The organism is Micromonospora sp. C28ISP2-4 (assembly GCF_030519385.1).
Taxonomy (GTDB): Bacteria; Actinomycetota; Actinomycetes; order Mycobacteriales; family Micromonosporaceae; genus Micromonospora; species Micromonospora tulbaghiae.
Genome location: NZ_JAUMKG010000001.1, coordinates 401,297 through 414,991, shown reverse-complemented (window position 1 = coordinate 414,991; position 13,695 = coordinate 401,297). Strand labels below are relative to the sequence as shown.

The 13,695-nt window shown below is 73.1% G+C and carries 12 protein-coding genes; 8 read left to right on the top strand and 4 right to left on the bottom strand.

The window, feature by feature from the left end; genetic code table 11:
* Positions 1 to 36 precede the first annotated feature (36 nt).
* The 6 genes from Q3W68_RS01940 (at position 37) to serA (ending at position 8,184) form a co-directional block, all read left to right on the top strand.
* Positions 37 to 2,484 (top strand): bifunctional diguanylate cyclase/phosphodiesterase, encoded by a 2,448-nt coding sequence (locus tag Q3W68_RS01940; protein WP_302903807.1) that lies wholly within the window; start codon positions 37 to 39, stop codon positions 2,482 to 2,484.
* Positions 2,485 to 2,664: 180 nt separating this feature from the next.
* A complete protein-coding gene (locus Q3W68_RS01935) occupies positions 2,665 to 4,560 on the top strand; it encodes an acetolactate synthase large subunit (protein ID WP_302903806.1) in 1,896 nt (631 codons plus the stop codon).
* A 2-nt stretch (positions 4,561 to 4,562) separates the two neighbouring features.
* Complete coding sequence (locus tag Q3W68_RS01930; RefSeq protein WP_258545305.1) at positions 4,563 to 4,685, top strand: hypothetical protein; 123 nt, start codon at positions 4,563 to 4,565, stop codon at positions 4,683 to 4,685.
* Complete coding sequence (gene ilvN / locus Q3W68_RS01925) at positions 4,682 to 5,197, top strand: acetolactate synthase small subunit (protein WP_018786257.1); 516 nt, start codon at positions 4,682 to 4,684, stop codon at positions 5,195 to 5,197. Before Q3W68_RS01930 ends, ilvN begins: the two co-directional genes overlap by 4 nt.
* A 58-nt stretch (positions 5,198 to 5,255) precedes the next feature.
* Positions 5,256 to 6,269: a ketol-acid reductoisomerase gene (gene ilvC, locus Q3W68_RS01920; RefSeq protein WP_302903805.1), complete on the top strand. Its 1,014-nt coding sequence runs from the start codon at positions 5,256 to 5,258 to the stop codon at positions 6,267 to 6,269.
* 316 nt (positions 6,270 to 6,585) lie between these two features.
* Positions 6,586 to 8,184 carry a phosphoglycerate dehydrogenase gene (gene serA / locus Q3W68_RS01915; RefSeq protein WP_302903804.1) on the top strand — a complete coding sequence of 533 codons (1,599 nt, stop codon included), beginning with the start codon at positions 6,586 to 6,588 and terminating at the stop codon, positions 8,182 to 8,184.
* Between the two features lie 60 nt (positions 8,185 to 8,244).
* Here the strand turns inward: serA and Q3W68_RS01910 are convergent, their stop codons facing one another.
* A complete protein-coding gene (locus tag Q3W68_RS01910; RefSeq protein WP_302903803.1) occupies positions 8,245 to 8,601 on the bottom strand; it encodes a hypothetical protein in 357 nt (118 codons plus the stop codon).
* Between the two features lie 310 nt (positions 8,602 to 8,911).
* A complete protein-coding gene (locus tag Q3W68_RS01905; protein WP_302903802.1) occupies positions 8,912 to 9,784 on the bottom strand; it encodes an FAD:protein FMN transferase in 873 nt (290 codons plus the stop codon).
* A gap of 218 nt (positions 9,785 to 10,002) precedes the next feature.
* On the opposite strand from Q3W68_RS01905, the gene Q3W68_RS01900 reads away from it, so the two are divergent.
* Together Q3W68_RS01900 and Q3W68_RS01895 are read left to right on the top strand one after the other, a co-directional pair.
* Positions 10,003 to 11,034 (top strand): 3-isopropylmalate dehydrogenase, encoded by a 1,032-nt coding sequence (locus Q3W68_RS01900; RefSeq protein ID WP_302903801.1) that lies wholly within the window; start codon positions 10,003 to 10,005, stop codon positions 11,032 to 11,034.
* A gap of 202 nt (positions 11,035 to 11,236) precedes the next feature.
* A complete protein-coding gene (locus Q3W68_RS01895; protein WP_302903800.1) occupies positions 11,237 to 12,331 on the top strand; it encodes a branched-chain amino acid aminotransferase in 1,095 nt (364 codons plus the stop codon).
* An 80-nt stretch (positions 12,332 to 12,411) separates the two neighbouring features.
* Here the strand turns inward: Q3W68_RS01895 and Q3W68_RS01890 are convergent, their stop codons facing one another.
* Both Q3W68_RS01890 and Q3W68_RS01885 read right to left on the bottom strand, forming a co-directional pair.
* Positions 12,412 to 13,152, bottom strand: coding sequence for a tyrosine-protein phosphatase (locus tag Q3W68_RS01890; protein WP_302903799.1), 741 nt, complete (start codon positions 13,150 to 13,152; stop codon positions 12,412 to 12,414).
* 50 nt (positions 13,153 to 13,202) lie between these two features.
* Entirely contained in the window at positions 13,203 to 13,667 is a 465-nt protein-coding gene (locus Q3W68_RS01885; RefSeq protein WP_120571231.1) for a PRC-barrel domain containing protein, read from the bottom strand.
* Between the last annotated feature and the right edge of the window lie 28 nt (positions 13,668 to 13,695).

Below are 13,695 nucleotides of genomic sequence, written 5' to 3'. Positions count from 1 at the left end.
GCCCCACGGGAGGCGCTCATCCGGCAGAGTTGACGCGTGCAGTCGTCCCCGGGGATGGTCACCGTCGCGGTGTTGAGCGGGATCGCCGCGGCCGGTGCCGCCGTGCTGCTCGCCGCGTCGGTGCGGCGCCCCACCGGCCCCCGCCGGCCGGCTCACCTGCTGCTCGCGGTCGCCGCCGGTGCCGCCCTGTTCAGCCTCCTGGTCGGTCTCGGCGGCCTGCTGGCCGCCGGTGACCACTGGGCGCACCGGCAGGGCCAGCGGACCGGGTGGGCGGTCCTCGTCGCCGTCGGTACGACGCTCGCCGCGCTCGGCCTCGGCGCCGCCGTCCTGCGGCTGCCCGGTGCCGCCGCGACCCGGGCCGCCACCGCCCGGCTGCTGCTCGACGGCCTGATCATGGGCAGCGCGCTCTGGTTCGTCGGCTGGGTGGCGTTCAGCGAACCGACCCGGCTGCTCGGCGACGCCACCCCCGTCGCCTGCCTGCCGATCGTGCTGGCCACCGTCAGCGCGGCGCTCACCACCGGGCTCACCGTGATCGTCGTGCTGCGGGTCGCGCCGCCGCGCGGGTGGCTGACGCTGCTCGCCGCCGGCGCGACAGCGGTGACGGCCGGCGGGCTGGCGGTGTCCGCCGGGCTCTGCCAGGCCGGCCCGGGCATGGTGCTCACCGGCGCGGTGCTGACCGCGGCCGGTCTGCTGGCCACCGCCGTGGCCGGGCGCCGGGCCGACCTGACGCAGCTCGACGTCGACTTCATCCGCCGCGACGGCGAGTACGCGTTCGTGCCGATGTTCGCCATGGCCGCCTCCGCGATGTACCACCTGGTGCAGGGCGGCGGGTTCGACGGCTACGCCATCGTCGCCGGCACCGTCGAGGGGTTCGCCCTGGTGACCCGGCAGTACCTCGCCCTCAACGACGTGCGCGGCTACGCGATCCGGCTGGCCGAGCGGGAGGCGCACTTCCGTGAGCTGGCGCACACCGACCCGCTGACCGGGCTGGCGAACCGGCGCGGGCTGCTGCGTGCCCTGCACCGCAGTGCCGAGGCGGGCGTGCCGTGCGTGCTGCTCGGGCTCGACCTCGACGGCTTCAAGAACGTCAACGACATGCGCGGGCACGACGTCGGCGACGCGGTGCTGGTCGAGGTGGGGCGGCGGCTGCGGGGCAACCTGCGCCCGGGTGACCTGGCCGCCCGGCTCGGCGGCGACGAGTTCGCGGTGCTGATGCACGGGTCGGCCGACCCCGGCCCGGTCGCCGACCGCCTGCTCGGGGTGCTCGGCCGCCCGTACGAGCAGGGGGACGGGCCGGTCTTCCTGTCGGTGAGCATCGGGGTGGCCGCCGGGCACGGTGAGCAGGACGTCGAGTTGCTGCTGCGCAACGCCGACCTGGCGCTGCGCTACGCCAAGCAGCGGGGCAAGAACCGGATCGAGCGCTACGACGCCACGTACGACCAGCTGCTGAGCCGGCGTACCCGGATGGAGCACGAGCTGCGCGGCGCGATCGAGCGCGACGAGCTGCGGCTGGTCTTCCAGCCGGTGGCGTCGCTGCCGTCGGTGCGGCCGGTCGGCGCGGAGGCGCTGCTGCGGTGGCGGCACCCGGAGCTGGGCAACGTCCGGCCGGACGAGTTCATCCCGCTCGCCGAGGAGTGCGGGATGATCGCCAAGCTCGGCGCGTGGGTGCTGCACCAGGCCTGCTACCAGCTCTCCCGCTGGCTGGCCGACGGCCACGACGTCTGGGTGTCGGTGAACGTGTCGCCGCGCGAGCTGCACGCCCCGGAGTACGTGGTCCAGGTCGCCGACGCGCTGCGCGCGCACCACGTGCCGCCGCAGCGGCTGGTGCTGGAGGTGACCGAGCACGCGGTCGCCACCGACCTGGACGAGCTGATCCGGCGGCTCACCGCGCTGCGGCTGACCGGAGTCCGGATCGCGCTCGACGACTTCGGCGCCGGTTACTCGTCGCTCGGCCAGCTCCGGCGGCTGCCGATCGACATTCTCAAGATCGACCACAGTCTGGTCGCCGAGCACGAGCCGGTGCGGCCGGTCGGGCGGGACGGCCCGGCGTTCGCCCCGATGGTCGACATCGTCATGCGCCTGGGTCACCAGCTGGGGCTGGAGGTGATCGCCGAGGGCGTCACCAACCCGACCGAGCTGGCCGCAGTGGTGGCCGCCGGCTGCCGGTTCGGCCAGGGCGCGCTGTTCGGCTGGGGCGTACCGGCGGAGCACCTGGAGGCGATGCTGGAGGCGGCCACCGCGCCCGGCAACCGGCACAGCGCGATGCCGGCGGTGCCGCCGCCCGCTCCGGCGCGCGCCCCGTCGCCGCTGCTGCCCCGGCTGCGCAACAATCCGCCCGCCGCGGTGCCCGCCCAGCGTCCCCCGTTTGAGGGATCTTCGCAGGCGGCACCGGTCGCGGAGGGGGTGCCGACGAGCGACACGCCCACGTCTGTGAACCAGAATGTGGGATCAGTTGACTCATCGCGTGAGATGCGTCAGGCTTAGCCGCATGTCGTCGAACCGGTCGCCGCGAGTACTTACCTGAGCGCACTCTCCCACCGAGAGTGCGCTGGCCCCGTGCATCCTGCACGTGGGCTTTTTTGTTGCCGTCGGACCATCGCCGGGACCCTGCCGTCCCATCCTGAGAAGCGCGTCACCCACTCACTTCCGAAGGCTTGAACCGCCATGACGAGACCCACGCCAGAGACCCTCGCCCACTCCGCCCGCCGTGCCCGCTCCGGCACCGGCGCGGCCGGTGACTCCGACCCCGCCGCCCGCCCCGGCCGTTCCGTCCCGGCGGCCGCCACCACCGAGACGCCCGTACGGGAGCCCGCCACCGCGCAGGTCTCGGGCGCCGGTTCGCTCGTGCGGTCGCTCGAGGCGCTCGGCGTCGACGTGGTCTTCGGCATTCCGGGCGGCGCGATCCTGCCCGCCTACGACCCGCTCTACGACTCCACGGTCCGGCACATCCTGGTCCGCCACGAGCAGGGCGCCGGGCACGCGGCCACCGGTTACGCGCAGGCCACCGGCCGGGTCGGCGTCTGCATCGCCACCTCCGGCCCGGGCGCGACGAACCTGGTGACGCCGATCGCGGACGCGTACATGGACTCGGTCCCGATGGTCGCGATCACCGGTCAGGTGGCCCGGCCGTCGATCGGCACCGACGCCTTCCAGGAGGCCGACATCCAGGGCATCACGCTGCCCATCACCAAGCACAACTTCCTGGTGCAGACCGCCGACGAGATCCCCCGCGTGCTGGCCGAGGCGTTCCACCTGGCCGCGACCGGCCGCCCGGGCCCGGTGCTCGTCGACATCCCGAAGGACGTGCTCCAGGCGCCGGCGACGTTCTCCTGGCCGCCCACGCTCGACCTGCCCGGCTACCGGCCGACGCTGCACCCGCACGGCAAGCAGATCCGCGAGGCGGCCCGGCTGATGACCTCGGCCCGTCGCCCGGTCCTCTACGTCGGCGGCGGCGTGCTCAAGGCCGGCGCCACCGAAGGGCTGCGCAAGCTGGCCGAGCAGACCGGCATCCCGGTGGTCACCACGCTGATGGCGCTGGGCGCGTTCCCCGACTCGCACCGCCAGCACCTGGGCATGCCCGGGATGCACGGCACCGTCGCCGCGGTCTACGGCCTGCAGAAGGCCGACCTGATCGTGGCGCTGGGCGCCCGCTTCGACGACCGGGTGACCGGCAAGCTGGACTCGTTCGCGCCGGACGCGGCAGTGGTGCACGCCGACATCGACCCGGCCGAGATCGGCAAGAACCGGCACGCCGACGTCCCGATCGTGGGTGACGCGCGGCACGTGATCGACGAGCTGATCGCCGCCGTCACCGCCGAGCAGGCCGCCCACCCGTCGGCCGACCTGACCGACTGGTGGACCCAGCTCGACGACCTGCGCGAGCGGTACCCGCTCGGCTTCGAGGAGCCGGCCGACGGCACGCTCTCCCCGCAGTACGTGATCAAGCGGCTGGGTGAGATCGCCGGCCCGGACGCGGTCTACGTGGCGGGCGTCGGCCAGCACCAGATGTGGGCCAGCCAGTTCATCTCGTACGAGAAGCCGCACACCTGGCTCAACTCCGGTGGCCTGGGCACGATGGGCTACGCGGTCCCGGCCGCGATGGGCGCCAAGGTCGGCAAGCCGGACACCACGGTGTGGGCGGTCGACGGCGACGGCTGCTTCCAGATGACCAACCAGGAGCTGGCCACCTGCGCGCTGGAGGGCATCCCGATCAAGGTCGCCGTGATCAACAACGGCAACCTCGGCATGGTGCGGCAGTGGCAGACCCTGTTCTACGGGGAGCGCTACTCCAACACCGAGCTGGGCACGCACAAGCACCGCATCCCGGACTTCGTCAAGCTCGCCGAGGCGCTCGGCTGCGTCGGGCTGCGCTGCGAGAACGCCGCCGACGTGGACAAGACCATCGAGGCGGCCATGGCGATCGACGACGCGCCGGTGGTCGTCGACTTCGTGGTCGGCAAGGACGCGATGGTCTGGCCGATGGTCGCCGCCGGCACCAGCAACGACGAGATCATGTTCGCCAGGGGTGTTCGCCCCGCGTTCGACGAGGACGAGTTGTAGTCATGACCGAATGCACCGAGCGCAGCGAGGGCCATGAGGGCATGACGAGGAAGGTGCCGGTCATGACCGAATGCACCGAGCGCAGCGAGGGCCATGAGGGCATGACGAGGAAGGCTCAGCAATGACCATGCACACGCTGTCCGTGCTGGTGGAGAACAAGCCGGGTGTCCTCGCCCGGGTCTCCGGGCTGTTCTCCCGGCGCGGGTTCAACATCGACAGCCTCGCCGTCGGCGAGACCGAGAACCCGGACGTCTCCCGCATCACCATCGTGGTCAACGCCGAGTCCTCGCCGCTGGAGCAGGTGACCAAGCAGCTCAACAAGCTGGTCAACGTACTCAAGATCGTGGAACTGGACCCGCAGGTGTCGGTGGCGCGGGAGTTGCTGCTGGTCAAGGTCCGCGCGGACCGCACGGCCCGCGCCCAGGTGCTGGAGACGGTCGGCCTGTTCCGCGCCCGGGTGGTCGACGTCGCGCCGGACACGCTGACCATCGAGGCGACCGGCACGCCGGACAAGCTCGACGCGCTGCTGCGCGACCTGGAGCCGTTCGGCATCAAGGAGATGGTCCAGTCCGGCACCGTGGCCATCGGGCGGGGTTCGCGGGCCATCACCGCCGGCCCGGCCCTGCGCGCCGCCTGATCCGTACCCACAAGTTTTTCGACGGGCCGACGGGCACCGCCGTACGAAAGGGAAGTCAATGAGCGTTGAGGTGTTCTACGACGACGACGCCGACCTGGGCCTGATCCAGGGCCGCAAGGTCGCCGTGATCGGGTACGGCAGCCAGGGCCACGCGCACGCGCTGTCGCTGCGCGACTCCGGCGTCGACGTGGTGATCGGCCTGCCCGCCGGGTCGAAGAGCCGGCCGAAGGCCGAGGAGCAGGGCCTGCGGGTGCTCACGCCCGCCGAGGCGGCGGCCGAGGCCGACGTGATCATGATCCTGGCGCCGGACACCGCCCAGCGGCACATCTACGCCGAGTCCATCGCGCCGAACCTGGCCGCGGGCAAGGCGCTGTTCTTCGGGCACGGCTTCAACATCCGGTACGGCCTGATCAAGCCGCCGGCCGACGTGGACGTGGCGATGGTCGCCCCGAAGGGCCCCGGTCACCTGGTCCGCCGCCAGTACGTCGACGGCAAGGGCGTGCCCTGCCTGGTGGCGGTCGAGCAGGACGCCAGCGGCAACGCGTTCGGCCTGGCCCTGGCGTACGCCAAGGCGATCGGCGGCACCCGGGCCGGCGCGATCCGGACCACGTTCACCGAGGAGACCGAGACCGACCTGTTCGGCGAGCAGGCGGTGCTGTGCGGCGGCGCGGCGGCGCTGGTGCAGACCGGTTTCGAGGTGCTCACCGAGGCCGGCTACGCGCCCGAGGTGGCCTACTTCGAGTGCCTGCACGAGCTGAAGCTGATCGTCGACCTGATGTACGAGGGCGGCATCGCCCGGATGCGCTACAGCATCTCCGACACCGCCGAGTACGGCGACCTGTCCCGCGGCCCGCGCGTGATCGACTCGCGGGTCAAGGAGGAGATGCGGAAGATCCTCGGTGAGATCCAGTCCGGCGAGTTCGCCCGCGAGTGGGTGGCCGAGGACGAGGCGGGCCGGCCGAACTTCGCCAAGTGGCGGGCCGAGGGCGCGGCGCACCCGATCGAGGAGACCGGGCAGAAGCTGCGCGCGATGATGAGCTGGGTCGACCGCCCGATCACCGAGACCGCCTGAGCTTCTCCCTCGTGCGGCCCGCGACCCGACGCTCTCCCCGGCGTCGGGCCGCGGGCCGCCGTTCGTTCACGTGCTGGGACACGGTGAGTAACGCCTCGTCCCGCACCGCCCCCGGTGAATCGGGGATGACAGGCGTGCGACAGGCCTGTGTGAGGGCGCTCACCCCGCAGTCCGGGACCCGGAGGGCGGACCGCCACCTACCATCCTTGGTGTGGTGCCCGAGCGCACCCGACGGCCGTGGCACGGATCGGCGCAGGGCGCAGCGCGGCGTCCCCGCGCCCCAGGCCGAACCATTACCGAGCGTCTACGAGGACCGATGAATCCTGTCGTACTGATCGCCGAAGAACTCGCCCCCGCCGCCATCGAGGTGCTCGCGCACGACTTCGACGTGCGCCACGTGGACGGCACCGACCGCCCCGCTCTGCTCTCCGCCCTCTCCGAGGCCGACGCGGTGATCGTACGCAGCGCCACCCAGATCGACGCCGAGGCGATCGCCGCCGCGCCGCGGCTGAAGGTGGTCGCCCGGGCCGGTGTCGGCCTGGACAACGTCGAGGTGCCGGCCGCCACCGCCCGTGGCGTCATGGTCGTCAACGCGCCCACCTCGAACATCGTCTCCGCCGCCGAGCAGGCCGTCGCGCTGCTGCTCGCGGTCGCCCGCAACACCGCCAGCGCCAGTGCCGCGCTCAAGGCGGGGGAGTGGAAGCGGTCCAAGTACACCGGCGTCGAGATCCAGGGCAAGACCGTGGGCGTGGTCGGCCTCGGCCGCATCGGCGTGCTCTTCGCGCAGCGCATCGCCGCGTTCGGCACCCGGCTGATCGCGTACGACCCGTACATCCAGCCGGCCCGTGCCGCGCAGCTCGGCGTCCGCCTGGTCGGGCTGGAGGAGCTGCTGCGGGAGAGCGACTTCATCTCGATCCACCTGCCGAAGACGCCGGAGACGGTCGGCCTGATCGGCGAGAAGGAGCTGGCGATCGTCAAGCCGGGCGTCCGGATCGTCAACGCCGCCCGCGGCGGGCTGGTCGACGAGCAGGCGCTCGCCGACGCGATCGCGGAGGGCCGGGTCGCCGGCGCCGGTGTCGACGTGTACGCGAAGGAGCCCTGCACCTCCTCGCCGCTGTTCGCCTTCGACAACGTGGTGGCCACCCCGCACCTGGGCGCCTCCACCAACGAGGCGCAGGACAAGGCCGGTCTCGCGGTGGCCAAGAGCGTCAAGCTCGCGCTCCAGGGCGAGTTCGTCCCGGACGCGGTGAACGTGCAGGCCGGCGGCGTGGTCGCCGAGGACGTCCGCCCGCTGCTGCCGCTGGCCGAGCGGCTGGGCCGGGCGTTCACCGCCCTGGCCGGCGGCGTGGCCGCCAGCGTCACCGTCGAGGTGCGCGGTGAGATCGCCGCCCACGACGTGTCGGTGCTCAAGCTCGCCGCGACCAAGGGGCTGTTCAGCTCCGTGGTGGAGGAGCAGGTCACCTACGTCAACGCGCCGCACCTGGCCGCTGAGCGGGGCGTCGAGGTCACGCTCGCCACGCCGGGCGAGACCGTCGACCACCCGAACCTGGTGACCGTACGCGGGGCGCTGCCGGACGGCCGTACCGTCCGCGTCTCGGGCACCGTGGCGCACGCCGGCACCCGGGACGTGTTCAAGCTGACCGAGGTGGACGGTTTCGACGTGGAGATCGGCGCGGAGGGCATCCTGGTCTTCCTGCGCTACGCCGACCGGCCCGGTGTGGTCGGCACCGTCGGCACGCTGCTCGGCGAGGCCGGCGTCAACATCGCCGCCATGCAGGTGGCCCGCCGTGAGGCCGGCGGCGAGACGCTGATGACGCTCACCGTCGACCAGGCGCTCGGCGCCGACCTGCTGACCTCCGCCGCCGACTCGATCGGCGCGGTCGCGGCCAGCGCGGCGGACCTGCGCGACGTGTAGTCCGAACAGGACACAGCGGGGCCCGGCCGGATCGGCCGGGCCCTTCGTCGTTCCGATGGGTCAGGAACGGACGCGGGCCGGTGGCGGGTAGACCGAGCCGTCCTGCGCGTCGAAGAGCATCAGGTCGTGCTCACCGGCCAGCCGCTCGATGTCCAGCAGGACCTGGTCCGGGCAGGTCGGATACAGGTTCATCTCGATGTGGTCGGCGGCCGTGTGCAGCGGCGCCACCTCCCACGGCGTACCGGGCCGGGCCGGCCGGTCCGGGTAGCTCGCCGTGATCGCCCGGTAGAAGGCGACGAGTCGCGGGTCGGGGTGCCGCTCGCCGTGCCGGCCCTCGCGGCACTGCCGCACGGCCGCCCGCACCTGCTCCGGTGTCGCCCCGTTCGGCAGGGCCCACACGCTCAGATCGAAACTCACGGCGGACAGCGTGCCATCCCGGGCCCGGCCCGTCACCTCTGCCCCACCGTGCGTTCACCGCTGATTGCCGACATCGTTCATCCGGCGTCCGCTGTGGAGACTCTTGCGTCGAGTTGCGTCGATTCGCTAGCGTACCGATGCGGTTTCCGCTGAGTCGATCCCCGGCCCGTCTTCGGGTGGCGCGGTCGGGCGCCCGGCCCCTCGGCCCGCACCCCTCGATTGCGCGAGCCACGCGCACTCGTCGCTGACCGGCCCTCACGGTCGTTGCCGAGACCGTGGGGGCCGATCGCGCTCCGCACCGAGTTGCGGGTCAGCGCCGGTGGTGGGCGAACAGCGGGCGGTAGTCCGCGTCGTGGCGGAACCAGGCCAGCCCGGCCGGTCCGGCGGCGTACAGGGCGGTGGCGTAGGCGTCCGCGACTGCGAGGTTCGGGCCGAGCACGGTGGCGGCCACCAGCCGGTCGGTCGGCTCGCCGGTGTGCGGGTCGACGACGTGGCCGCGCCGGCCGGTGACGCCGGACGTGCCGACCGCGCCGGTCGTCATCTCCAGCACGACCGGTGTCCGGCGGGTGTCGGTTGGGTGGTGCACCGCGACGCGCCACGGCCCGCCGTGCGCCGCGTGTCCGCGTACCGTCAGGTCGGCGCCGCTGAGCACGGCGTAGTCGTGGATGCCGGCGGCGCGCAACCGCGCCGCGGCCCGCTCCACCGCCCAGCCACCGAGCAGGCCGCCCGGGTCGAAGCCGCCGGGCACGGCCCAGGCGTCGAACCAGCCGTCGGTGGCTGCCCGCATCGCGGCGCAGAGGTCGATCAGGTCGGCCAGCGGGGGGTACGAGTCGGGGCTGATCTCGTCGCGGCGCAGCCGGGAGACGAGGCTGTCCGGCCGGTTCGGGCCGTAGGTGAGGTCGACGGCGCGCAGTTCGGCGACGGCGTCGCGCAGCGCCTCGCTCACCGCCCGGTGCCCGAACCACTCCGGCGCGTTGAGCAGCATGGTGTAGTCGGCGGTCGACGTGGTGACCGTGTGCCGGACGCTGATCCGGCCGGACGCCGCGGCGCCGGCCCGCTCCGCGCGGTGGTTCGTGGCGCCCAGGTGCAGGTCCGGGCGGGCCGGGCGGAACGCGGACTGGTCGACCCAGCGGGTGCGTGGCTGTTCGTCCGCCCAGCGGGCCCGCCGGTGCTCGATCCGCATGACACCTGCCCCCTCCGTGGTCGCCGCCGCGTCGCGGCGGTGCCGGATTCCGGGCCCCCGTCGACCCGGTGAACCGACCCTAAGCAGTGGAGATGACCGCACCATGAGTGCCGGCTGGGAGCCTGCTGTGATTCGTCGTCCCGGATGCTGGAAGATTCGTACCGGGGGGCGGGACGGCGACGTACGGTTGCGCCTAACGACAAGACGAGGAGCGTCAGGTGGCACACATCGCGGTGGTGGCCGGCGACGGCATCGGACCCGAGGTGGTCGCGCAGGCCCGCAAGGTCCTCGACGCGGTGGTGCCCGGGATCGAGGCCACCGAGTACGACCTGGGCGCGGCGCGCTACCACCGCACCGGCGAGGTGCTGCCCGACTCCGTCCTCGACGAGCTGGCCGGTCACGACGCCATCCTGCTGGGCGCGGTGGGCGACCCGACCGTGCCGCCGGGCGTGCTGGAGCGCGGTCTGCTGCTCAAGCTCCGGTTCGCCTTCGACCAGTACGTCAACCTGCGCCCGTCCCGGCTCTGGCCCGGCGTGGCCGGTCCGCTCGCCGCGGTCAAGCCCGGCGAGGTCGACCTCGTGGTGGTCCGCGAGGGCACCGAGGGGCTGTACGCGGGCGCCGGCGGCGCGCTGCACCGGGACACCCCGGCCGAGGTGGCCACCGAGGAGAGCCTGAACACCCGGCACGGCGTCGAGCGGGTGATCCGCGACGCGTTCGCCCGCGCCGCCCGCCGGGAGCGGCGCAAGGTCACGCTCGTGCACAAGACCAACGTGCTCACCCACGCCGGGTCGCTCTGGGCGCGCGCGTTCGCCGCGGTTGCCGCCGAGCACCCGGACGTGACCACCGAATACCAGCACATCGACGCCGCCGCGATGTTCCTGGTGACGAACCCGTCGCGCTACGACGTGGTGGTCACCGACAACCTGTTCGGCGACATCCTCACCGACATCGCCGCCGCCGTGACCGGTGGCATCGGGCTCGCGGCCAGCGGCTGCATCAACCCCGAGGGGCGCTACCCGTCGATGTTCGAGCCGGTGCACGGCTCGGCGCCGGACATCGCCGGCCAGGGCGTCGCCGACCCGGTCGCCGCTGTGCTGTCCGCCGCGCTGCTGCTGGACCAGCTCGGCCACGCCGACGCCGCCGCCCGGGTCACCGCCGCGGTCGGCACCGAGCTGGCCGGGCGTACGCCGGGAGCGCCGAGAAGCACCGAGGAGGTCGGCGACCGGCTCGCCGCGCTCTCCGTAGCCTGACCGGGCCGACCCTGCCGGCGGCCCGGTACCGGGCCGCCAGACCCGTCACCGGGCCCACCCGACCGTCCGACGCGTCGCTTCCGGCGCGTCGCTTCCGCCGGGGCGGAGCTATCCGCTGAACGACCGTTCGGGGTAAGTTTCTGGCACCAGTGACGTCGGCGTGCGATCCCGCATGCCGTGAACCCGCAGGGAGGTCAGCGCGATGAGCGGTGGTGACAAGCTCGATTTCGAGATCCGTCCGAATCCCGCGCCGGTAACCGCCGCCGACCGGGCCGCCCTGCTGGCGAACCCGGGCTTCGGCCGGGTCTTCACCGATCACATGGTCACCATCCGGTACGCCGAGGGCAAGGGCTGGTACGACGCCCGGCTGGAGGCGCGGGCGCCGATCCCGATGGACCCGGCCGCGGCGGTGCTGCACTACGCGCAGGAGATCTTCGAAGGGCTGAAGGCGTACCGCACCGGTGACGCGGTGACGATGTTCCGCCCGGAGGCCAACGCGGCCCGGTTCAACGCGTCCGCCCGCCGGCTGGCCATGCCGGAGCTGCCGGAGGAGACGTTCGTGGAGTCGCTGCGCCGGCTGGTCGAGATCGACCAGGCGTGGATTCCCGAGCACGAGGACGCCAGCCTCTACCTGCGTCCGTTCATGTTCGCCAGCGAGGTCTTCCTCGGCGTCCGCCCGGCGAACGAATACCTCTACTGTGTGATCGCCTCGCCGGCCGGGGCGTACTTCGCCGGTGGGGTGAAGCCGGTGACGGTGTGGGTCTCGCCGGACTACACCCGGGCCGCGCCCGGCGGCACCGGCGCGGCCAAGTGCGGCGGCAACTACGCCGCCTCGCTCGCGGCCCAGGCCGAGGCGATCGAGGCCGGCTGTGACCAGGTGGTGTTCCTGGACGCGGTCGAGCGGCGGTACGTCGACGAGCTGGGCGGGATGAACGTCTTCTTCGTCTACGACGACGGCAGCATCGTCACGCCGCCGCTGGGCGGCACGATCCTGCCGGGCATCACCCGCGACGCGATCCTCATGCTGGCCGCCGAGGCCGGGCACGAGGTGCGGGAGGCGCCGGTCAGCTTCGCCGACTGGCAGGCCGACGCGGCGAGCGGGCGGCTGCGCGAGGTCTTCGCCTGCGGCACCGCGGCCGTGATCACCCCGATCGGCGGCGTGCGCTTCCCGGACGGCGAGTTCCTCATCGGCGGCGGCGAGTCGGGCCGCGCCACCATGGCGCTGCGCCAGAAGCTCGTCGACATCCAGCGCGGCCGCGCCGCCGACCCCCACGGCTGGGTCACCCGAGTCCTCTGACCCCTGCGGTGATCAAGGAGTTCCCGTCCGGTTCCGGCGCGAACGAGGACACGAACTCCTTGATCACCGCTAGGTGGGGGTCAGTCCAGGAGGTGGGTGCGGAGGGACTCCAGCTGCGCCTCGGTGACGCCCGCGTGGGTCAGGTAGCCCTCGACCGACCCGTAGCCGGTGCGCAACTCGGCGAGGAACAGCTCCATCGTCTCGGCCGGTGACTCCAGGAACGGCGGTGGCGGTTCCTCCGCGTCCGGCAGCGTGGCCCGGACCCATTCCGTGAAGCGCCGCGACGCGGCGGTGCTGAGCGCGTAGTCGGCTACCACGTCCTCGTCGGGCACGCCGAGCACGGAGAGCGTGAGCGCGCAGACGATGCCGGTGCGGTCCTTGCCGGCGACGCAGTGCACCACCACTGGGGCGTTGGCGCTGTCCGCGATCAACCCGACCGCCGCGGCGAGCCCGGCGGTGCCGGTACGCGCCAGGTCGGCGTAGCGGTCGGCCAGGTAGCGGGCCAGGCTGACGCCGGAGGAGCCGAACGGGTTCGCGCCCCAGTCGGCGTGCTCGGGGTGGATGTGGCGGTAGGCCAGGCCGTCGTAGGCGGGCACCCGCCCGTCGCGTTCCACCTCGGACGGCCGGCGCAGGTCGATCACGGTGCGGATGCCGAGCGCCGTGAACGCGCTCCGGTCGGTCTCGTCGATGCGGTGCAGCGAGTCGGAGCGGTAGAGCCGGCCGCGGCGGACGGTGCGACCGTCCCGTGTGGCGTATCCGCCGACGTCGCGGAAGTTGAACAGGGCGGGGAAGGGGCTCTCCGGGGCGTCCACATCCGACACGGTAACGGCCGGCGGGGCGTTCCAGGTCCCCGCCGGCCGTCGACCGGGTGTCAGATGCGCGGCGGTACGTCCGGCGGCAGCGCGGAGTGGTTCTCGCCGTAGTAGCCGCCCAGCCGGTCCCGGTAGCCGGGGTCGGCGTGGCTGGACTCGTCGTACTCGGGGGCGGCCTTGATCTGGTCCTTCTCCCGGTCGACGTGCACGGTGCGGGCGTCGTGGTCGACGTGGTTCACGGTGCCGGCCGGGAGCATCACCTTCTTGCCGAAGATCCACGGCCCGGTGTCCACGACCAGGTAGCTGTCGTCCACCTCGTGGCTCGCCCGGTCGATCTTGCCGATGGCGCCGTCGGTGGCCTCGACCTTGTAGCCGGTCAGGTCGGCGCTCGCGACGCCCGCCTCGTCGCGGTAGCGCCACGGGTCGAAGGCGCCCGCCGGAGCGCCCCCGGCGACCGTGCCCCGGCCGTCGTCGAGGATCGGCTCGGTGCCGCCGTGCGTGGCGCGCGGGTCCAGTCCGTCCATGTGCCGCCTCCCGTCCCGTCGGCCGCGC